Origin of the sequence: Roseisolibacter agri, from assembly GCF_030159095.1 — a bacterium.
In the GTDB taxonomy this organism is placed as follows: domain Bacteria; phylum Gemmatimonadota; class Gemmatimonadetes; order Gemmatimonadales; family Gemmatimonadaceae; genus Roseisolibacter; species Roseisolibacter agri.
This window is the reverse complement of sequence record NZ_BRXS01000003.1, coordinates 635,463-654,522: the sequence shown is the minus strand read 5'-3', so window position 1 is coordinate 654,522 and position 19,060 is coordinate 635,463. Positions and strand designations below refer to the sequence as shown.

13 protein-coding genes and 1 riboswitch are annotated in these 19,060 nt (G+C 73.0%); of the genes, 8 read left to right on the top strand and 5 right to left on the bottom strand.

The features are described from left to right. Nucleotides 1-46 precede the first annotated feature (46 nt). Nucleotides 47-973 carry a cysteine synthase A gene (cysK, locus tag rosag_RS11420; protein WP_284350258.1) on the top strand — a complete coding sequence of 309 codons (927 nt, stop codon included), beginning with the start codon at nucleotides 47-49 and terminating at the stop codon, nucleotides 971-973. Here cysK and rosag_RS11415 read toward each other — a convergent pair. Then, nucleotides 937-3,249, bottom strand: a complete 2,313-nt coding sequence (locus rosag_RS11415; protein ID WP_284350257.1) for a serine/threonine-protein kinase — start codon at nucleotides 3,247-3,249, stop codon at nucleotides 937-939. The genes cysK and rosag_RS11415 overlap by 37 nt on opposite strands. 378 nt (nucleotides 3,250-3,627) lie before the next feature. Here rosag_RS11415 and rosag_RS11410 point away from each other — a divergent pair, with 378 nt between their 5' ends. Then, nucleotides 3,628-4,299 carry a PEP-CTERM sorting domain-containing protein gene (locus rosag_RS11410; protein ID WP_284350256.1) on the top strand — a complete coding sequence of 224 codons (672 nt, stop codon included), beginning with the start codon at nucleotides 3,628-3,630 and terminating at the stop codon, nucleotides 4,297-4,299. A gap of 260 nt (nucleotides 4,300-4,559) precedes the next feature. Next, nucleotides 4,560-5,285 (top strand): PEP-CTERM sorting domain-containing protein, encoded by a 726-nt coding sequence (locus tag rosag_RS11405; RefSeq protein ID WP_284350255.1) that lies wholly within the window; start codon nucleotides 4,560-4,562, stop codon nucleotides 5,283-5,285. A 461-nt stretch (nucleotides 5,286-5,746) separates the two neighbouring features. Here the strand turns inward: rosag_RS11405 and rosag_RS11400 are convergent, their stop codons facing one another. Then, complete coding sequence (locus rosag_RS11400) at nucleotides 5,747-6,472, bottom strand: PEP-CTERM sorting domain-containing protein (protein ID WP_284350254.1); 726 nt, start codon at nucleotides 6,470-6,472, stop codon at nucleotides 5,747-5,749. A gap of 327 nt (nucleotides 6,473-6,799) precedes the next feature. Continuing rightward, the gene (locus rosag_RS11395) at nucleotides 6,800-8,425 is read right to left on the bottom strand and encodes a S8 family serine peptidase (protein ID WP_284350253.1); all 1,626 of its coding nucleotides are present in this window, start codon (nucleotides 8,423-8,425) and stop codon (nucleotides 6,800-6,802) included. 20 nt (nucleotides 8,426-8,445) lie between these two features. Then, nucleotides 8,446-8,545, bottom strand: a riboswitch (cyclic di-GMP riboswitch). Between the two features lie 117 nt (nucleotides 8,546-8,662). On the opposite strand from rosag_RS11395, the gene rosag_RS11390 reads away from it, so the two are divergent. Continuing rightward, entirely contained in the window at nucleotides 8,663-9,490 is an 828-nt protein-coding gene (locus rosag_RS11390) for a PEP-CTERM sorting domain-containing protein (RefSeq protein ID WP_284350252.1), read from the top strand. A gap of 229 nt (nucleotides 9,491-9,719) precedes the next feature. Here rosag_RS11390 and rosag_RS11385 read toward each other — a convergent pair whose 3' ends face one another. Both rosag_RS11385 and pnuC read right to left on the bottom strand, forming a co-directional pair. Next, nucleotides 9,720-10,700, bottom strand: a complete 981-nt coding sequence (locus rosag_RS11385) for a DUF4440 domain-containing protein (RefSeq protein ID WP_284350251.1) — start codon at nucleotides 10,698-10,700, stop codon at nucleotides 9,720-9,722. Between the two features lie 59 nt (nucleotides 10,701-10,759). Next, nucleotides 10,760-11,350, bottom strand: coding sequence for a nicotinamide riboside transporter PnuC (pnuC, locus tag rosag_RS11380; protein ID WP_284350250.1), 591 nt, complete (start codon nucleotides 11,348-11,350; stop codon nucleotides 10,760-10,762). Between the two features lie 215 nt (nucleotides 11,351-11,565). On the opposite strand from pnuC, the gene rosag_RS11375 reads away from it, so the two are divergent. The 4 genes from rosag_RS11375 (at nucleotide 11,566) to rosag_RS11360 (ending at nucleotide 19,001) form a co-directional block, all read left to right on the top strand. After that, on the top strand, nucleotides 11,566-14,736 hold the full coding sequence (locus rosag_RS11375; protein WP_284350249.1) for a SusC/RagA family TonB-linked outer membrane protein: 3,171 nt from the start codon (nucleotides 11,566-11,568) through the stop codon (nucleotides 14,734-14,736). A 25-nt stretch (nucleotides 14,737-14,761) separates the two neighbouring features. After that, a complete protein-coding gene (locus rosag_RS11370) occupies nucleotides 14,762-16,348 on the top strand; it encodes a RagB/SusD family nutrient uptake outer membrane protein (RefSeq protein ID WP_284350248.1) in 1,587 nt (528 codons plus the stop codon). Between the two features lie 426 nt (nucleotides 16,349-16,774). Further along, nucleotides 16,775-17,596 (top strand): alpha/beta fold hydrolase, encoded by an 822-nt coding sequence (locus rosag_RS11365; protein WP_284350247.1) that lies wholly within the window; start codon nucleotides 16,775-16,777, stop codon nucleotides 17,594-17,596. Between the two features lie 310 nt (nucleotides 17,597-17,906). Then, nucleotides 17,907-19,001, top strand: a complete 1,095-nt coding sequence (locus rosag_RS11360) for a tetratricopeptide repeat protein (RefSeq protein WP_284350246.1) — start codon at nucleotides 17,907-17,909, stop codon at nucleotides 18,999-19,001. Nucleotides 19,002-19,060: the final 59 nt, after the last annotated feature.

The following is a 19,060-nucleotide window of genomic DNA, read 5'->3' as shown; positions in this document are numbered from 1 at the left end:
TGTGCATCGCCCGTCGGCCTCCGTCCACGCTCCTCCGGCCCGCCCCATGCGCCACGACTCCATCCTCTCCGTCATCGGCGACACGCCGCACGTCCGCCTGCAGCGCCTCTTCCCCGACCGCGAGGTGTGGATGAAGCTCGAGCGCCAGAACCCCGGCGGGTCGATCAAGGACCGCATCGGGCTGGCGATGATCGAGGACGCCGAGCGGCGCGGCGTGCTGACGAAGGGGATGGTGATCGTCGAGCCGACGTCGGGGAACACCGGCATCGGGCTCGCGATCGTCGCCGCGGTGAAGGGCTACCGCCTGATCCTCGTCATGCCCGACTCGATGTCCGTCGAGCGGCGGCGCATCATGGTCGCCTACGGCGCGGAGCTGGAGCTGACGCCGCGCGAGCTGGGGATGAAGGGCTCCATCGCGCGCGCGCAGGAGATCGTCGCGGCGCACGGCGGCGAGGGGAAGGCGTGGATGCCGATGCAGTTCGACAACCCCGCCAACATCGAGGTGCACGCGCGCACCACCGCGCCCGAGATCCTGCGCGACTTCCCCGAGGGCCTCGACGCGATCATCACCGGCGTCGGCACGGGCGGCCACATCACCGCGTGCGCGGAGGAGCTGAAGAAGACGTGGCCGTCGCTGCGCGTGCTCGCCGTCGAGCCGGCGAAGAGCCCCGTCATCAGCGGCGGCACGCACACGCCGCACAAGATCCAGGGGATCGGCGCGGGCTTCATCCCGTCGAACCTCCACGTCGCGGCGCTCGACGGCACCGTGCAGGTCACCGAGGAAGACGCGTTCGCGATGGCGCAGCGCGCCGCGCGCGAGGAGGGGATCTTCATCGGCATCTCGTCGGGCGCCGCGCTGTCGGCCGTCGCGCAGACGCTGCCGTCGCTGGAGGCCGACGCGCGCGTGCTGACCTTCTGCTACGACACGGGCGAGCGCTACCTCTCGATCGAGGGGCTCTTCCCGTCGTCCTGACGCGGCTCGAAACGCGTCTCGCCCTTCGCGTCCTTGGAGGCGTCCTTCCACTTCACGCGCTCCAGCGCCGCGGGGAACGCCTTCGACAGCGCCTCGACGAGCGACGCGGCCACCGCGGCCGCGTCGTCGCCGGGACGCACCGCGGCGGTGACGCGCACCGAGCGCGGGTAGCCGCGCTCCATGTCGTGGATCAGCAGCACGACCTGCGCGATCGAGTCGCGGCGCATCACGACCGAGCCGCTGACGACGGCGCCCGCGTGCGTCGCGACGCCGGCGGCCTGCAGCGGCATCCCCGTGCGCGCCGCCTCCCGCGTGGCGGCGGCATCGGGCAGGTCGTAGCCCGGCATCGACGCCACCATCTTGCGCAGCCCCTCGCTCGCCGCGAGCACCGCGGGGCGCAGGTCGGGGCGCGCGGTGCCGTCGCTCAGGTCCAGCACCGTCACGCGCCGCACGCCGGGGCGCGGACGCGGCGTGCGCCCGGCCAGCCGCGCGACGTTCGGGTCGGCGGCCAGCGCCGCCGCCGCCGCGGCGGCCGCGGCCTCGCCCACCGCCGGCATCGGCGGCACGACGAACACGCGCGGCGCCGCGTTGGTCCCCGCCGCACCGGCCGCGCCCGTGGCGCCCGTGGCGCCCGTCGGCGGCAGCGGCATGCGCTGCCCGACGACGTTGCCCGCATGCGTCATCGCGCGCGCGACCTCCGGGCCGAACTGCCGGTCCATCGCGCCGAACTGCTTCTCCACCGACGCGCGCACCGAGTCGCCGTAGCGCTTCCACGCCTCCGCGCGCATCGCCTCCCGCTCCGCGGGCGCCATCGGCTTCTCCTCCGCCCGGCGGCGCGCGGTCGCCTCCGCGGCCAGCCGGCGCTCCACGGCGGCGGCGATGGCCAGCGAGTCCTCGCGCGTCAGGCGCGCGGGGCGCGGCGGCGCGGGCACGGCCGCTGGGGGCGTGGGGACGACCGCCGCCGGCGTGGGCGGACCGGCCGCGGGGAGCGTGGCCGCCACGGGCGCCGCCGGCGGCACCGGCACCGGCTCGCCGAGCCGCGCGCGCGAGAAGGCGACGCCGGCGAGGAGCGCGAGCCCGGCCCCCATCACGATCCCCGCCACCAGCCACGCGTGCCGGCGCGCGTCGGGCGCCGCGGCGGGCGCGGGCATCGGCGCGGTGAGGGCCGCGCCGCCCGGGATCGCGGCGGTGGCGGGCGTCGGCGCGGAGATGGGCGTGGGGATCGGCGCGGTCGCGCCGCTGCGGGGCGTCGTCCCCTCGCCGTACGCCCCGGCCTCGCCGCTCGACACGCTGCGCTCCCCGCTCGACAGCTGCACGCCCTGCGTCGCCGCCTCCAGGTCCGCCAGCAGCGCCTCCGCCGACGGAGGCCGGTCGGCGGGCTCCTTGGCGAGGCAGCGCATGATGACGTCCGACAGCGCGGGCGGCACGTCCGGCCGCACGACGTGCAGCGGATCGGGCATGCGCGTCAGCTGCGCCGCCAGCGTCGCGCGCGGCGACTCCGCCAGGAAGGGCGACGCGCCGGTGCACAGCTCGTAGGCCAGCAGCCCCGCGGCGTAGAGGTCCACGCGGTGGTCGGCGCTGGGATCGGCGGCCAGCTGCTCCGGCGCCATGTAGGCGGGCGTGCCGATCGCGAGCCCCGTGGACGTCGCGCCCGTGACGGTGACGAAGGGGTCGTGCGCGTCGCCGCCGTCACCGCTGGTGTGCCCACCGCGCGCCGCGCTCAGCGCCTTCGCGACGCCGAAGTCGGTGACCAGCGCGTGGGAGCCCTGCAGCAGCACGTTCCCCGGCTTCACGTCGCGGTGCACGATGCCGCGCGCGTGCGCGTGCGCGAGCGCGTCCACCACGTCGTGCAGCAGGCGCACGACGTCGCGCACGCCGAACCGCCGCCCGCGCGCGAGCGCCGCGCGCACGCTCTCGCCCTGGATGTAGGGCATCGTGTAGTACAGCGATCCATCGACCTCGCCCGCGGCCAGCAGCGGGACGATGTGCGGATGCTGCAGGCGCGCGGCGAGCTGGATCTCGCGGCGGAAGCGATCGCGGTTGATGCCGGCCGCGAGGTCGGGCGGCAGCACCTTCACGACCACCGTGCGGCCCAGCGAGCGCTCCTCGGCCAGGAAGACGCGGCTCATCCCGCCCCCGCCCAGCTCGCGGCCGAGCGCGTACGACGGCGTCAGCGCCGCCTCGAGGGCGTCGCGGAAGCGGTCGGGCGTCGCGCTCCCGGGAGGCGCCCCGGTGGAGGCGTCGGGAAGCGGCGCGTCGGGCGGCGCGTCGCTCATCGGACGGCGCCGGCGCGGAGGTGAGCCATGCGGTCGATCATAGCGCGGGGGCGCGCGACCGGCGAGGGCGTGCGGCGCGGAGCGTCGTGACATCACGGCTCCGTTGCATCGCGGCAACGGCGCACCGCTCGGGATTCATGTGTCTTAACGTTTCTTAATACAACGACTTGGCTTGCCTCGTCCGTTGTGGTGTCAACGCAATGTCGCAGGCTGGCGACGGCTATGTGATGCGCTATTGCATCGCCTGTCCGGTCGTACAACATTGGCCCGGCCGGAGCAACAACGCTTCGGGTCACTGGGGGCAGGGACAGGAGACTGGCGATGCGTACAATTCGGAGATTGTTCAGCGCAACGGCTGGTACGGCGGTCGGGCTCGTCATGGCGGCGAGCTCCGCGCAGGCGCAGGTGTTCGCCGAGGATGGGTGCGGAGGCTATTCGTTCACCATCTGCGCGACTTGGTCCGCGAGCATCGTCAGTGTCAACGGAGGCACCAACAATGGCTTCCAGCTGACGATCACGAACAACGGCGGGACGGCGCTCAACCCGTCGAGTGCGTTCACGCAGATCGGCATCGGCGGCGTCGAGACGACGTACAACATCTCGTCGTTCACGGCGTTCATCGGTGGGAGCAACGTCACGACCAACTGGACGCTGGCGCAGGAGGTCAACGGGTTCAACACGCTGACCGAGGACTCGTTCGGCGTCGACACCCAGAACGGCATCAACGGCGCGCTGCTCTCCGGGCAGACGGGGATCTTCACCTTCATTCTGGGCAGCGGTTCCTTCGTCGCGGCCGACTTCCAGCCGGACGCTCAGATCGCGATCCACGACCAGGGCGGCGCCGCGGGTTGCCCCAGCTCGGGCAAGGCCGTGTTCGACGCGAGCGACGGGACCCTGGTCACCGGCACGGGCTTCTCGAACGTCACCTGCCCGCCGGGCGGCGGCGGCGGCACGGGCAACGTGGTCCCCGAGCCCTCGACCTACGTCCTGCTCGGCTCCGGCCTCCTCGGCATCCTGGGCGTCGCGGCGCGCCGCCGTCGCCAGGTCTGACCGACCGGCAGGTCCACGTCGTCTGAAGGACGCCGCCCCTCGCGGGGCGGCGTTTTTCATTTCCGCCCGTTCATGATGGGCCGAAAATGACGCCGGAACACGGGAAAATCCGTGAAAGTGTGGGATGCGCGCAGCGTAAGTGTAGAAGTGATGCGCGATTGCGTCTCTTGTCGTAGATGATGACATTGCCATCCACGCAAAGGACTGTCTGCAACTGCCGCGACGATGCGGCGCACTCCCCTCCCGTTCCGGATCTCTCCATGCTGCGCAAGCTCCTCCGCTCGGCCGCCGCCCTGTCGGCGCTCGCCCTGACCGCGACCACCGCCCAGGCCCAGTTCGCCTCGGGAAGCGGCTGCGGCGGCTACACCTTCGTGATCTGCGCGAACTGGTCGGCCGCGCTGGCCGCTGGCAACACGCAGCTCGTCCTCACGGTCACGAACAACTCGGGCGCCGCGCCGGCGAGCAACCCGTTCAGCGCCATCACCGACGTCGGGCTCGGCAACATCACGACCGAGTACAACATCGCGTCGGTCGCGGTGACGGTGAACGGCAGCGCCTCCTCGGGCTGGAACCTCGACCAGGACGTGAACGGCTTCAACACGCTCCTCGAGGACTCGTTCGGCGCCGACCGCAACGGCATCAACGGCGCCCTCCTGGGCGGCCAGACGGGCGTCTTCACCTTCACGCTCGCCTCGGGCACGTTCAGCACGTCGGCGTTCGCGAACGCGCAGATCGCCTTCCACGATCAGGGCGGCACGGTCAACGGCACCACGCCGTGCGGCGCGGGCAGCAGCAAGGCGGTGTTCTCGCTCAACGGCGGCAACGACACGCCGCTGATCGTCGGTGGCGGCAACCAGGCGGCGAGCTGCTCGCCCGGCGGCGGCGGCACGGGCTCGGTCGTCCCGGAGCCCTCGACCTACGTCCTCCTCGGCTCGGGCCTCCTGGGCCTGGTCGGCTTCACGCGCCGCCGCCGCAACAACGTCTGAGCGGGTCCGCGCGCCACGGCGCGCGGCAGCCCGTCGGGCAGTCCACTGCGTGATGGTCGAACGGCACCGCCTCCTCCCGAGGGGCGGTGCCGTTCTGCGTCGTGGCCCCGTCGCATCCACGCCTGACGCGCGGGCCGCGCGGCAGCGGGTCAGCACGCGGGCAGCAGGCCGCCACCACGCGCGCATCCGCGCGGAGAGGCCGATTCCGGGATGCGTGTGCGCACGCCGCTTGCACGCCTGTGCGGCGTCCTTCCCCCAGGACCCCGCGGGGCTCCGGCCCCGCCTGTAAGCACGGCGAACGGCCCGTGGGTGCCTCCGCATCCGCGGGCCGTTCGTCCGTGGCGCGCCGTGGAGCGGCACCAGGTCGCGCGCCGCCGATCACGAAGGCGCCAGCGCGACGGGGGCCGGTGCGCGATGCGCACCGGCCCCCGTGAGTCCTGCTGGATCCTGCTGGTCCGTGCTCAGCTCTGACGGCGGCGCGACCGGATGGACCCGACGAGGCCGAGCCCGAGCAGGCCCGTGCCCATGAGCGCGTAGGTGGCCGGCTCCGGGACCACGCTGCCCGTGCCGCCGCCGCCCGGCGGGACATTGCAGAGCGGATTCGTCGTGTTGTCGAGCATCGTCCCGGCCGTCGTGTTCGCGTTGTTGCGCGAGAACACGATCTTGGTCGAGCCGCCGCACGCCTGGTCCGGCGAGCCGCCCTGCTGGTGCACCGCGATCTGGACCGTGCTGAGGTCGAACGTGCTCGCCGCGCTCGTGATCATGAACGAGAACGTCGCCGTCCCGCCGGCCAGGAGGCCGTTGTTGCCGCCGGCGTCGATGCCGATCACCGGGCGGTCGATCGTGCCGCCCGAGAGGCCGTTCGGGTTCGTGACGACGTCGGTGCCGAAGCTCGTCCCGGCCGGCGCGCTGACCGTGCCGTCGAGGTACGTGAAGCTCGGGTTGTTCTGGTTGTTGCTCGTGCTCAGCCCGCCGATGCCGATCTGGGTGAACGCGCCCGCGCCCGTGTTCGTGATCGTGAGCGAGAACGTGTCGCCGCCCGTGAGGCTCAGCGTGGCGTCGAAGCAGCCGAAGTACTGGCTGCCGCCGCAGGCCGAGCCGACGGTCGTGAGGATGGTCTGCGCGTCCGCGCTCTGGAACGCCGCCGCCGCGAGCAGCGGCAGGAGGCCAGCGACCTGCTTCTTCATAGGATGTCCCCAGTCCCGTCGGGACGTGGAAGGTGCGGCACCGGTGGAACCGGGCGTCAGGAGACCCCGAGAGGCTGGAACGCCATCCTGCCAGGGGCGATGGGACGCGGACCCGACGCTCTCGCCTCAGGCCGCAGGTGACGATGACCTGTCGGAACCGTCATCGTCGTGGCCCACTATCGTTCAGTCTGCGAAAGCTGTCAAGTATGTAATAGTCACCGGGCTTGGTTCGTGACCGGAACGCGTGCGGGGCCCGGACGCAGCTGCGTCCGGGCCCCGCGGTCCCACCGATCCGACGCCAGGGCGCCGGCCGGCGTCAGCGCCGGCTCAGAGCTTCTTGATCCGCACGGTGGCCTGCGCGGTCGCCGACCGGCCCTGCGTGTCGGTCACCGTCACCTGGGCCGTGTAGGTGCCGAGGGCGGCGTACTTGTAGCTCGACTTGTTGGTCGTGCCGCTGGCCGTCGCGCCCGTGCCGTACGCGAAGGCGTAGCTGGCGATCGCGCCGGTCGACGCGCTGGCGTCGAACACGCACGAGGAGCGCGCGGCCTGGCAGGACACCGACAGGCTGGCCGTCGGCGCCGCCGGGGCGGGCGCCGGAGCCGGCGCGGGGGCCGGCTCGGTCGTCGGCGTCGGCGAGGTCGTGGGGGCCGGCGCGGTGGTGCCGATCGGCGCCTCGAGGCCGGCCGTCTGCAGCAGGCGGTTCGGCGAGCTGGCGCCGAGATAGCTCAGGCGGTCGACGGCGGCGGCGCCGAGGAGGCGCTCGGTCACCTGCGCCGGCGTGGCCGCGGGGTTCGCCTGCAGCACCAGCGCGGCCGCGCCGGCGACGTGCGGCGACGCCATCGAGGTGCCGTTCATCATCGCGTACCCGCTGCCGTAGCTGGACGTGATGTACTCGCCCGGGGCGTAGACGTCGACGCAGCGGCCGTAGTTCGAGAAGCTCGCCTGCGCGTCGCCCTGCGTGGACGCGCCCACCGTGATGGCGGCCGAGGCGCGCGCGGGCGAGTAGTTGCAGGCGTCGGTGGCGTTGTTGCCGGCGGCGACGACCACCGTGACGCCCGAGGCGACCGTGTTGGCCACCACCTGGTCGAGGTAGGCGTCGGTGCCGAACACCGTCACGCTCATGTTGGCGACGGCCGGCTTGCGGGCGTTCTTGGCGACCCAGTCCAGCCCCGCGGCGAAGCCGCTGCTGGTGCCGTAGCCGTCGCAGCCCAGCACGCGCACCGCGTACAGCTTCGCCTCGCGCGCGAGGCCGACCGTCGCGCCGCCGGCCGTGCCGGCGACGTGCGTGCCGTGGCCGTTGCAGTCGTTCGTGCCGTTGCCGTCGTTGATGACGCTGTACGCGCCCGACGCGCGGCCGCCGAACTCGGAGTGCAGCGTGTTGATGCCCGAGTCGACGATGTAGATGCTGACGCCCGCGCCGGTCTGCGTGAACGCGTAGTTGCCGTCCAGCGGCAGCGCGGCCTGGTCGACGCGGTCGATCCCCCAGGTGCCGACGCCGGTCTGGATGTCCGCCGCGCGCATGCGGCGGTCGGGGTAGATCGCCTCGACGTTGGGGTTGCGGCGCAGCGCCTCGACGGCCTGCGCGGGCAGCTTGGCGGCGAAGCCCTCGAGCGCCGTCGTGTAGCTGTGGCGCAGCGTGCCGCCGTTCTCGTCGGCCAGCTTCCTCGCCAGGCCGGGCGCGTCGGCCTGCCCGCGCTTGAAGACGACGACGTACTCGCCGGGGATGACGTCGGCCGCGGTGGGGGCGGCGGGGGCCGGGATCGCGGCGGGGGCCGCGGCGGCGGCGAAGCGGGCGCGCGCGCCGGCTTCGAGCGCGGACGTCTCGGGCGCGACGGGCGCCGCGGCGTCCTGGCAGGCGACCAGGGCGAGCGCGCTCGCCAGCCCGGCCGACGTGAGGGGGAGACGGCCAAAGGGCCGGGCCGCGGGCGCGGTCCGCCGATGGGTCGCAGACATGGAGCCTCCGTTAACGGTGGTTCGGCGGCCCGGCCGGCGTGGCGACTCACCCTGGTGGAGTCGACGGTAGCCCCGTTGGCTTTGCGTCCCCGCCTTTCGACGGGTTTGCCTTTGTCGCGCACCGAATCCGGCCTGCGGATCCGTCTGCGATCTGCCGATAACAGGAGAGAAGTGAAGCTGTCCCGAGGACGACGGGGTGTGTCCGCCGTCACGGTCATTCCCCAGCCCGAGCTCGACATGTTCGTCACGAATCACGACCCGCGGCGCGCGCCGGATGGGTCGGCGGCGCGCACGCCACTCGTGCCGCGCGCACTCGCCGCCGCGGCGGCGGTCGCGCTGCTGCTGCCCGCCCCCGCGCACGCGTTGCCGGGCGCGCTCGACCTGTGCGGCGGCAACAGCTACACGGTCTGCGTGCGGCTCTCCGACTGGACTTTCGGCACGGGGACGGGCGCCGGCGGCAACGGGCTGGGCACCGACCAGCTGCGCTTCACGCTCGCCAACGGGACGGCCGCCGCCTACGCGCCGGCCACGGTCACGACCTTCCTGATCGCGGGGCTGGGAAGCGCCTACGACGTGGCGTCGGTGAGCGCGTCGTCGGGCGGCCCGTACGTGGGCGTCAGCTCGGGCACCGCGCCGAACGCCGACAACGGCTTCGCGGGCGTGGGCTACGCGACGTCGCCGCAGCCGTCGTTCGTCGGCTTCGACAACGGCGGCGTCACGGGGCTCGCGGCCGGCCAGGCGGCGACGCTGACGTTCACCTTCACGCGGCCGATCGCGACCACGGACTTCGTGGACGGCGACGCGTGGCGCTCGTCGCTGCGGTTCGCGGTGCACGCCCAGGGCGCGGCGCCGGAGGTGGGGGCGCTGTGCGGGGCGACGTCCTCCAAGGCCGCGTGGGACGCGACGGGTGCCCCGCTCCCGGGCGCGGGGGACGCGCGTCCTGCGGGGTGCGGCGACGGCGGCACGCTGACGGGCGCCGTGGTCCCCGAGCCGGCGACGCTGGTGCTGGCGGCAACTGGCATGGCGGGCATCGGACTCGTGGCGCGTCGCCGCCGGCGGGGCTGAGCCTTCGGGCTTCGGGCGTTGGTGTGCCGCGGGGGCGCGGCGGGCGCGGGCGCCGGCTCCGGGCGATCGCGGCCGCTGCGGAGCCTCACCGCTGCGCGTGAGTCTCCTTGCTGCGATCGAGGTCGCCTCCGCCCGCCCCCGCCGCGCCCCCGCCGTGCATCCTCACGATGGCGTGCGCTCAGCGCCGCCGCGCGTCGCTCGGATCCGCAGCCCGCAGTCCGCAGCGCTTCTACTGCGCCGGCGACAGCGCGTCCACCAGCACCCGCCACCCGCCGCCCTCGCGCCCCCACACGCGCAGATACGCGCCCTGCTCGGCCACCGCGCCGTTGGCTCGGACCGCGTACGTGCCCCACGTGACGCCGAGGTCGCCCGCGCGGGCGACGCGCGCCTCGCTGGTCTGGAGCTCGAGCACCGCGCCCGGCGTGCGGGCCAGGTAGGCGCTCACCGCGCTGGCCGCCGCGTCGCGGCCGATCGCCGGGGCGCTGCCGGGCCAGAGGGCACGCACGTCGGTGGCGGCCACCGCGGCGAGCGCCGGGCCGGCGCCGTTGGCGCGGCCCGCGGCGGCGAGGCCGCGGTCGGCGACGATCAGCATCGCGCGCTGCCCCTCCGCCACCGCGGCCGACGACGCGCCGCCCGCCGGCGCGACGGAGCCGCCGCCGAGCGTGCGCGGGACGAAGGTCGGGGCCGGGGTCGCATCGGGTGTGGCGGGGGCGTCGGCGGTCGCGGGGCCCATCGCGCCCACGTCCACCAGCACGCGCCACGGGCCGTTCGCGGTGCGCGTCCACACGGTCGCGAACTGGCCGTGCATCACCGCCGTGTCGCCCGGTGCATTCCGATACGTGAACGGCCCCGTCGTGAACGCGAGGTCGCCCGACGCCGACGCGGCGCCCCACGCCGGCGCCCAGCGGAAGAGCGGGCCCGGCGCGAGCACCGAGGCCCAGTACGGCTTCGCGAGCGCGATGCGGTCGCGGAAGACGACGCCGTCGTCGGCGAACGCGGCCAGCGACGCGTCGCGCATCCCGCGCGCTTCCGCGTCGCGCGCGTACGCGCGCTCGGCCGCCACGACGGCGCTCAGCGTGCCCGCGGTGGTGCCCGCGGCCGGCGGCGCGTCGGTGGCGCTCTTGGAGACGCGCTGCGGCGTGGCGGGCTGCGCGTGCAGCGCGGCGGGCAGCGTCAGCGAGAACAGGAGGAGAACGGCGCGATGACGCATCGTCACGGGAAGTGTGAGAGGAAGGACCCGCAGTTCGCAGTCCGCAGTGGATTCTTCGTTCACGCCGCCGCGGCGACCGCGTCGCCCGCGTGGTGCGCGCGCCAGTCGCGGCGCCACGCGATCCACCCGGCGATCGCGAGGCCCAGGAACACCGCGTAGAGCGCGGCGGTCACGTACAGCCCGCGCGAGATGAAGACGGGGACGTAGACGACGTCCACCGCGATCCACACGAGCCAGTTCTCGAGCAGCTTGCGCGTCATCATCCACTGCGCGACGAGGCTGACCGCGGTGAGCGCCGCATCCATGAAGGGGATGCTCGCGTCGGTCCAGCGCGCGAGCCCGCCGCCGACGACCAGCGTGCACGCCGCGGCGATCGCCGCGAGCAGCGGCCAGAGGCGCACGGGCGTGCGCGTCACGGGGAGCGGCGTGCGCTCGGCGCCGCCGAAGCGCCACTCGTACCAGCCGTAGCACGACAGGATCGCGTAGACGACCTGCAGCCCCATGTCGGCGTACAGCTTCGCGCCGTGAAAGACGACGGCGTATGACACCACATTCACGATCGCCGTCGGCCAGGCCCACAGGCTCTGGCGTCCACTGAGGTAGACGCTGATGGCGCCGACGACCGCCGCGAAGATCTCGAGCGTGGACACGGGGACGACGAAATGGACAGCGGATGGGAGAGGGTGGGCGTAGTGTAGCCCGGGTGACGTCGCCCCGCACTCGGAGGTCTGTCCGGTCGGATGCCATGTCCGACCGGCCGGTCCCTCGCGTCGCGTCCGTGCGCCGAGCACCGCGCCAAACACACCGCCCGCACGACCGGCGCCGCCTGCGCGCGCCGGTCCGTGCATCGTTCTCTGGAGGGAAGATGACCGAACGTCCGTCGCCGTGGGCCGCGCCGCCGCGTCCCAGTGCGTCCCTCGCCCGCGCGCTCGCCGTCGGGGCGCTGCTCGCCGCCAGCCCGGCGCTGCTCGTCGCGCAGACGGGTCGCGTCACCGGCACCGTCAATGACAGCACCAGCGGACGGGCGCTCGGCCAGGTGCAGATCCAGATCGCGGGCACGCGCCTGGGCACGCTCACCGACGAGAGCGGCCGCTTCACCCTCGCGAACGTGCCCGCGGGCGACGTTGTCGTCGAGGCGCGCCGCCTGGGCTACCTGCCCGTCACGCGCCGCGTGGCCGTCACGTCGGGCGGCACCGCGACCGTCGCGCTCAACATGCGCACCGCCGCGCTGACGCTGCAGGCCGTCGTCACGACCGGCGTCGTCGATCCGACGAGCGGCACGCGCGTGCCGTTCACCGTCGGCCGCGTGGACGCCGCGAACGCGCCGGTGCCCGCCGCCAACGCCGTCGAGTCGATCCAGGGCAAGGTCGCCGGCGTGACCGTGATCCCGAGCGGCCAGCCGGGCAGCGGCACGACCGTCGTCCTGCGCTCGCCGACGTCGATCAACAAGAGCAACTCGCCGCTCGTCGTCGTCGACGGCGTGATCCTGAGCCAGTCGTTCGACGCGTCGAGCGCCGACCTCGAGGCGCTCGACATCGAGAGCGTGGAGATCGTGAAGGGCGCGGCCGCCGCGTCGCTCTACGGCTCGCGCGCGTCGGCGGGCGTGATCCAGATCCGCACGCGCCGCGGCGCCGACCAGGCGACCGGCACCACGCGCGTCAGCGCGCGCTCCGAGTACGGCAGCAACTCGCTGGCGCGCGAGATCGAGTGGGCCAAGTACCACTCGTACCGCCTCAGCCCCAGCGGCGGCTGGGTGAACGCGGCCGGCCGCGACACCACGCGCAACGGTCGCGTGCCCGAGGTGGCGTACCTGCGCTTCCAGGACAACCCGTATCCGACGCAGACGTACGACCAGGTCGACCGCTTCTTCGATCCGGGCAACTTCTACAAGAACTCGATCAACCTCTCGCAGAACAGCGGGCGCACCAACTGGTTCCTGTCGCTGGTGAACAACCGCGAGGACGGCGTCGTGCTGAACAGCGGCGCGTACCAGCAGAACGACCTGCGCCTGAACCTCGATCACAGCCCGCGCGAGAACCTGAAGCTGTCGTTCAGCGGCTACCACAGCCGCTCGAACCGCGCGAACCTGTACGGCGACACGTTCTTCGACCTGATCAACCAGGCGCCGGACGTGGACCTGCGCCGCCCGGATCCGGACGGCACGCCGTTCATCTTCCAGCCCGACTCGGCCGACGCGCGCGAGGAGAACCCGCTGTACGTGCTGTCGACGGAGAACCGCCGCCGGCGCCGCGCGCGCACGCAGGGCAGCCTCGAGACGCGCTTCGCGCCGCTCGAGTGGCTGAGCTTCGACGGCAACGTCAGCTACGACCGCTCCGACCGCCGCAACAGCTTCTTCCTCGACCAGGGGCTGAAGACCGAGGGCTTCTCGACGCCCGGCGTCGGCGGCCCGGGTGAGATCGAGCTGGTCACCGGCATCACGAGCGCGCTCAACGCCGGCGGCAGCGTGAACCTGCTGCAGCGCTTCGGCGCCCTGACGCTGCGCTCGACCGGCCGCGCGCTGCTGGAGCGCGAGAGCAACGACGTCAGCGAGGCGCGCGGCACCAACCTCGCCGTGCCCGGCGTGTCGAGCCTCGACAACGCGACGCAGCGCTTCCTGGAGTCGAGCATCCAGGAGATCCGCACCAACAGCTACATCGTGTCCGGCGGCGCCGACTACGCGGGCCGCTACATCCTCGACGCCCTCGTGCGCCGCGACGGCTCGTCGCTGTTCGGCCCCGAGGAGCGCTGGAACACGTACTACCGCGCCAGCGGCTCGTGGCGCATGGGCGAGGAGTCGTGGTGGCCGTTCAAGGGGACCATCACCGAGTTCAAGCCGCGCATCTCGCGCGGCACGGCCGGCGGGCGCCCCGACTTCGCGGACCAGTTCGAGACGCTCGGCTTCCTCGCCGGCGGCGGCCTCGTGAAGCAGACGCTCGGCAACCGCTTCCTGAAGCCGGAGCTGGCCACCGAGACCGAGGCCGGCATCGACCTGATCATCAAGGACCGCTACTCGCTCCAGCTCTCGTACGCGCGCAACACCGTGCGCGACCAGCTGATCCAGGTGCCGCTGTTCGCGGGCCTCGGCTACGAGACGCAGTGGCAGAACGCCGGCACGGTGCAGGGCAACACGATCGAGGCGACGCTCGAGGCGCAGGTCATCCGCAGCCCGAAGCTGCAGTGGCGCACGGGCCTCGTCGCCGACCGCTCGCGCAACAAGATCACGGAGTTCGGGCGCCAGTGCTTCCAGCGCAACGAGATCCAGTTCCTGTGCGAGGGCGAGGCGCTGCAGGCGATGTACGGCTTCCGCTTCATCAAGGGGCCGACCGAGCTCCCCGAGGCGGTGGCGTCGCGCGCCAGCGAGTTCGCGGTGAACGACGAGGGGCTGCTCGTGTGGGTCGGCCCGGGGAACACGTTCCGCGAGGGTGAGACCAAGCAGCTGTGGGGCACGACGACCACGATCGGCACCGCGAACTACCAGTGGGGCATGCCGATCCCGCTGCGCGACGCCGCCGGGAACGCGCGGGTCGTGAAGATCGGCGACGGCACGCCCGACTTCCACCTCGGCTGGTCGAACAACGTGCAGTGGCGCGGCTTCTCGTTCTACGGGCTGGTGGACGCGGTGATGGGCGGCGACGCCTACAACCAGACCAACCAGCGCATGTACCAGTGGGGCCGCAGCGGCGACGTGGACCAGGTGGGCAAGCCGCAGGACCTCAAGAAGCCGATCGAGTACTACGTGAACCTGTACTCGGCCGCGGACCCGACGGACTACTTCGTCGAGGACGCGAGCTTCGTGAAGCTGCGCGAGCTGTCGGTGCGCTACCGCTTCGGCAACCGCGCCCTCGGCCCGCTGTCGCGCCTCGGCGCGCGCGGCGTGAGCGTGGGGCTCATCGGGCGCAACCTGATGACGTGGACCAAGTACAAGGGCTACGACCCCGAGGTCTCGGGCGACGCCGACGCGCCGCTGGTGCGCATCGACTCGTTCGACTACCCGCGCTACCGCACGATCACGGGCAACATCCAGATCGACTTCTGACGTGCCGCGACTTTCCGGAGACCTCATGCAGACATACAAGGTTGCCCTGACCCTCGCGGCGCTGCTCGCCGCCGGTGGCTGTCAGGACCTCGCGGTCACGAACCCGAACGAACCGGATCGCGGCCGCGCCACGCAGCAGCCCACGTCGGCCGAGTCGTTCGTGTCGACCTCCTTCCGCAACTGGTGGCAGAACGGCGGCCACGACGACTATCCGTCGTGGGCGTTCTCCACGATGGCCAACGAGATCACCTCGGGCTTCGCCGACTTCGGCCAGCTCGAGCTGTCGGCCGAGCCGCGCGCGTCCTGGAACAACAGCCCGGTCAACGCGCGCAACGACGTCAGCGAGGAGCCCTGGTACGACCTGTACGCCACCATCTCCACGGTCAACGACGCGCTGACGGCGATCGACTCGGGGCTGGTGATCGGCGACGCGAACCGCACGGCGCGCACGCGCGCCGTGGGCAAGTTCATCCAGGGCATCTCGTACGGGTACCTCGCGCTGTACTTCGACTCCGCCGCCGTGGTGGACGAGAAGGTGCCGCTCGAGACGCTCACCAGCCCGAAGCTCGTCGGCTACCCGGACGTCGCGAAGGCGGCGATCGCGCAGCTCGACTCGGCGGCGGCGATCGCGTCGCGGAGCAGCTTCACGCTCCCCGTGGAGTCGTGGCTCTTCCAGGGGATGACGAGCGCGGAGCTGGCGCGCCTCGCCAACTCGTTCTCGGCGCGCATCATCGCCAACGTCCCGCGCACGCGCGCCGAGCGCGCGGCGGTGAACTGGACGGACGTGATCCGCCGCATCGACGCGGGCGTGACGACGGACTTCGCGCCGGTCGCGCAGGTGGACGTGCTGTGGGACGACTGGAAGCGCCTGATCGCGCGCGTGCGCACGGGCCCGCCCTCCGACTTCGGGCGGCCGAGCAACTGGCTGCTGGGCCCCGCGGACTCGACGCAGGGCTTCGTGAACTGGGTGGCGACGCCGGTGGCGAACCGCGTCGCGTTCCAGATCCGCACGAAGGACCGCCGCATCCATCCGGCGGGCCAGCCGACGCAGCCGGGCAAGTACGTCGGCTACAACGCGAACAACATCTTCCAGATCGCGCGCGGCTCGTACCGCTACTCGCACTACTTCTTCCGCCGCTACGGGACGGGGAACACGTGGCAGGCGGGCCCGCAGCCGGCGCTGACGGTGACGGAGATGGACCTCACGAAGGCGGAGGGGCTGATCCGGCTCAACCGCGCGGCGGAGGCGGTGCCGCTCATCAACAAGACGCGCGTCGCGAACGGCGAGCTGTCGCCGGTGACGATCGCGGGTCCGGTGGACGAGCCGGGGTGCGTGCCGCGCAAGCTGAACGGCCAGTGCGGCTCGCTGTGGGACGCGCTGCGCTACGAGAAGCGCATCGAGATGCTGGGCGTGAGCGGCGTGCTGGCGTTCTTCGACGCGCGCGGCTGGCAGACGCTGCCGGAGAACACGATCCTGCAGCTCCCCGTGCCGGGGCGCGAGCTGGGCACGCTGCAGCGCGACCTGTACACGTACGGCGGTCCGGGCGGCCAGTCGAGCGCGCCGGCGCCGGACCCGGAGCGTTGCCCGGTGGCGCTGGCGCGCTGCCCGTAGCTCTTCGGTCTAGTTGACGCGCGGGGCCGGCTCCTCATCATGGGGGCCGGCCCCGCGTGCATTCGGGGGCGTCGCGCCGCGTCGTGCGCGGCGGGCACGGGCTCCGGCTCCCGGCGATCGCGGCCGCTGCGGAGCCTCACCGCTGCGCGCGAGTCTCCTTGCTGCGATCGAGGTCGCCTGCGCCCGCACCCACCGCGCCCGCCGCCGGATCTCCGCGTGGAGGCGGGCGCACGACGGGGACCTCGCGGTGTGTCGCGCACCGCGCGTCCTCGACTCGCGGTACGGGCTGCTCGCTCTTCCGCCGTCGCGCTGATGAGGAATCCGCAGCCCGCAGCCCGCAGCCCTCTGGCATCGAACCCGCGGCGTCCCCGGTGCGTTCAGCCCCTGGATCGCGCCCCCGCCTCTCACACCTGCCCGGAGTGACCGATGCCCGTGCTCACGACCACCGCCGCGCCCACCACCGAGCTGTACTACCAGGACCTCGGCGAGGGGGCGCCCGTGGTGCTGATCCACGGCTGGCCGCTGAGCCACCGCATGTGGGAGTCGCAGATCAACGCGCTGCTCGACGCGGGGCATCGCGTGATCGCGTACGACCGGCGCGGCTTCGGGAGCTCGGGACAGCCGGCGGGCGGGTACGACTACGACACGTTCGCGTCGGACCTCAACGACCTGATGACGACGCTCGACCTGCGCGGCGCCACGCTGGCGGGCTTCTCGATGGGCGGCGGCGAGGTGGCGCGCTACATCGGCCGCTACGGCCAGGAGCGCGTCGCGAGGGCGATGCTCCTCGGCGCGGTGCCGCCGTTCCTGCTGCAGACGCCCGACAATCCCGACGGCGCGCCGAAGTCGCTCTTCGACGGGATGCTCGCCGGCGTGCGGAAGGACCGCGTCGCCTTCCTCGCGGACTTCTTCCCGAACTTCTACAACGCCGACGGCGGCAGCGTGCACCCGGACGTGATCCCGTTCAGCAAGGCGCTCGCGTGGCCCGCGTCGCCGATCGGGACGCAGCAGTGCATCGTCGCGTTCGGGACGACGGACTTCCGCGAGGACCTGAAGAGGATCACGGTGCCCACGCTCGTCGTGCACGGCGACGCCGACCGGATCGTGCCGTTCGAGATCTCGGGGAAGAAGTCGCACGCGATGATCGCGGGCAGTCGGCTCGAGGTGCTGACAGGGGCGCCGCACGGCTTCGCGGCGACGCACGCACAGGAGTTGTCGCGGCTCATGGTCGATTTCCTGAAGGCGTGATCTGGTGCGCCGCGGTGGACGCGGCGGGACGGGCTCCGGCTCCCAGCGATCTCACACGGCGGAGCCCCGATGGCTGCGCCTCGGGTCTCCTTGGTGATCTCGCAGGTCGCCTCCGCCTGCCCCGCCGCGTCCACCGCCATGCGCCGTCGTGACGCTCGACGCTCGACGCTCGCTCATCCGCACGCGTGGTCCGCCGGCGGCGCCGACACGGCGCTCCCGCAGGGGCGAGCCCGCTGCTGAAGCGCGCGGGGCGTGCGGGCCGTAGGATGGAGACGGCCACCGCCGCGCTTCCCACGACCCGAGGCTTCGCATGACCACGCCCGAGCATCCGTCGCAGCCGACGTCGCAGCAGACGCCGGTGACGTTCCACGGCGCGATCCCGATCCTGCGCGTGCGCGACCTCGCCGCGAGCGTCGACCACTACGTGCGCGTCCTCGGCTTCGCGACCGACTGGCACTACCCGGGGAGCATCGCGTCGGTCTCGCGCGATCGCTGCAGCGTCTTCCTGAGCGAGGGCGACCAGGGCACGTCGGGGACGTGGGCGTGGATCGGCGTGTCCGACGCGACGGCGCTGCACGACGAGCTGCGCGCGCGCGGCGCGACCATCCGCCAGGAGCCGACGAACTTCGCGTGGGCGCTCGAGCTGCAGGTCGAGGATCCCGACGGGAACGTGCTGCGCATGGGCTCCGATCCGAGGGCCGACGTGCCGTTCGGGCCGTGGAAGGACATGCGCGGGGAGCTGTGGTTCGCGACTCCCGAAGGGGGATGGAGAAAGGCGGAGGACGGAAGGGCGGAGAACGGAACGGCGGAGGACGGAGAGGCGCGAAACGAGAAGGCGGAGACACCCGCTTCACCCGTCTCCGCAGCACCCGTCTCCGCCGCACCCGAGCTGAAGGAAGCCGCCGAGCAGGCGCGCCGCGCCGGCAACCTCCCCGAGGCGCGCCGGCTGTACGAGGAGGCGGTCGCGCTGCAGCGCGCGGGAGACGACCCGCTGCAGCTCGCGCACACGGTCCGCCACCTGGGCGACGTGCTGCGCGAGGCGCGGCTGCCGCATCTGGCGGAGCCGCACTACGCGGAGGCGCTGGCGATCTACCGCGCGCACGCGGGCGAGCAGCCGCTGAACCAGGCGAACGCGCTCCGCAGCCACGCGATCCTCAAGCACGAGATGGGCGACGACGTCGCGTCGCGGCGGTCGTGGGAGGCGGCGGCCCGCCTCTACCAGCAGCTCGACCAGCGCGAGGGCGTGGCCGAGAGCGCGGGGTGGGCGGCGCGGCTCGCCTGGCGGTCGGGCGACCTGTCGAAGGCGCGCGAGTGGCTGAGCGCGGCGCGCGCGGCGAGCGACGCGTCGAGCGACCCGACCGCGTGGAAGTTCGTGCGCGAGGTGGGGCTGGAGCTCGGCGGCTGAGGTGCGGCTGACGGGACGACCGACCGCGCGGTAGCTTCGCGGTCGCGGCGCTCGCGCGT

Bases quoted from the DNA above. Each gene is read 5' to 3' on its own strand.
- rosag_RS11400 (WP_284350254.1), bottom strand. From the start codon at position 6,472: ATGAAGAAGCAGGTCGCTGGCCTCCTGCCGCTGCTCGCGGCGGCGGCG.
- rosag_RS11410 (WP_284350256.1), top strand. From the start codon at position 3,628: ATGGCGGCGAGCTCCGCGCAGGCGCAGGTGTTCGCCGAGGATGGGTGC.
- rosag_RS11385 (WP_284350251.1), bottom strand. From the start codon at position 10,700: ATGCGTCATCGCGCCGTTCTCCTCCTGTTCTCGCTGACGCTGCCCGCC.
- rosag_RS11370 (WP_284350248.1), top strand. From the start codon at position 14,762: ATGCAGACATACAAGGTTGCCCTGACCCTCGCGGCGCTGCTCGCCGCC.
- rosag_RS11405 (WP_284350255.1), top strand. From the start codon at position 4,560: ATGCTGCGCAAGCTCCTCCGCTCGGCCGCCGCCCTGTCGGCGCTCGCC.
- rosag_RS11360 (WP_284350246.1), top strand. From the start codon at position 17,907: ATGACCACGCCCGAGCATCCGTCGCAGCCGACGTCGCAGCAGACGCCG.
- rosag_RS11365 (WP_284350247.1), top strand. From the start codon at position 16,775: ATGCCCGTGCTCACGACCACCGCCGCGCCCACCACCGAGCTGTACTAC.
- rosag_RS11390 (WP_284350252.1), top strand. From the start codon at position 8,663: ATGTTCGTCACGAATCACGACCCGCGGCGCGCGCCGGATGGGTCGGCG.
- rosag_RS11415 (WP_284350257.1), bottom strand. From the start codon at position 3,249: ATGAGCGACGCGCCGCCCGACGCGCCGCTTCCCGACGCCTCCACCGGG.
- rosag_RS11395 (WP_284350253.1), bottom strand. From the start codon at position 8,425: ATGTCTGCGACCCATCGGCGGACCGCGCCCGCGGCCCGGCCCTTTGGC.
- cysK (WP_284350258.1), top strand. From the start codon at position 47: ATGCGCCACGACTCCATCCTCTCCGTCATCGGCGACACGCCGCACGTC.
- rosag_RS11375 (WP_284350249.1), top strand. From the start codon at position 11,566: ATGACCGAACGTCCGTCGCCGTGGGCCGCGCCGCCGCGTCCCAGTGCG.